The 1,122-nt window shown below is 63.7% G+C and carries 1 protein-coding gene; it reads left to right on the top strand.

The window, feature by feature from the left end:
* Positions 1-111 precede the first annotated feature (111 nt).
* A complete protein-coding gene (locus tag FQP90_RS22920) occupies positions 112-1,113 on the top strand; it encodes an IS481 family transposase (protein ID WP_144653410.1) in 1,002 nt (333 codons plus the stop codon).
* Positions 1,114-1,122: the final 9 nt, after the last annotated feature.

Genomic DNA, 1,122 nt, shown 5'->3' with positions numbered 1-1,122 from the left:
TGTATTGTCCCGGCAGGTTGATGACACGGGGCTGGGAGTAACGCGATAAAGAGGACCTCCGGGTGTTGTGTGGAGCTTGTCGAGAGCAAACACAATGTCCAGGAGGTCCTCGTGTCCCACTCTAACGCGATCCTTGCCCCTGCCGGCCGGTTGAAGCTCGCCCGGTGCGTGGTGAACGATCATTGGCCGTTGCGCCGCGCGGCTGAGCGGTTCAACGTCTCTGTCCCGACCGCGGCCCGCTGGGCGAAGCGTTACGTCGAGTTCGGCGAAGCCGGGATGCAGGACCGGCCCTGTCGACCGTTGAGCTGTCCGCACCGCAGTGCAATGCGAACAGAACGCCGGGTGGTGGGCCTGAGAACCTCCAAGCGCTGGGGACCGGCCAGGATCGCCTACCACCTGCACTTGAACATCTCCACGGTCCACCGGATCCTGCGCCGCTACCACTGCCCGCCGCTGCGCTTCACGGACCGTTCCACCGGGATCAGGATCCGCCGGGAACACGCCCACCGCTATGAGTACACGCAGCCGGGCGAGATGATCCACGTTGATGTGAAGAAACTCGGCAGGATCCCCGACGGCGGAGGCCACCGAAGCCTGGGCCGGGTAGCAGGGGAAGCCAACGCCCGTGCCCGGAACCTGTCCGAAGGCGCCCGGAAGAACAGGGGCCTGCTCCGCGGCTTCACGTTCATCCACCACGCCGTCGATGACCACTCCCGCTACGTCTACTCCGAAATCTGCCCGGATGAGACCAAGGAAACGGCCGCGGCCTTCATGCGCAACGCGATTGCAGCGTTCGCCGCCCACGGCGTGAAGATCCAAAGGGTCCTCACCGATAACGGCTCCTGCTACCGGTCCCGCCTCTTTGCCCAAACCCTGACGGAAGCCGGCATCCGACACAAACGCACCAGACCCTACCGACCCCAGACCAACGGCAAAGTCGAACGCTTCAACCGCATCCTCCTGGAGGAATGGGCCTACGCCCGGCACTACACATCAGAAACCGAACGCCAAGCCTGCTACCTGGACTTCATCGAGCACTACAATCGCAGCAGGCCACACACCGCACTCAAAGGCGCCTCCCCAGCCAGCCGCGTCAACAACCTACCGGGTTAGTACATCTAG

Source organism: Paenarthrobacter nitroguajacolicus, assembly GCF_007786235.1.
In the GTDB taxonomy this organism is placed as follows: domain Bacteria; phylum Actinomycetota; class Actinomycetes; order Actinomycetales; family Micrococcaceae; genus Arthrobacter; species Arthrobacter nitroguajacolicus_A.
The sequence above is the reverse complement of the archived record's forward strand: the minus strand, read 5'-3'. Positions and strand labels throughout refer to the sequence as shown.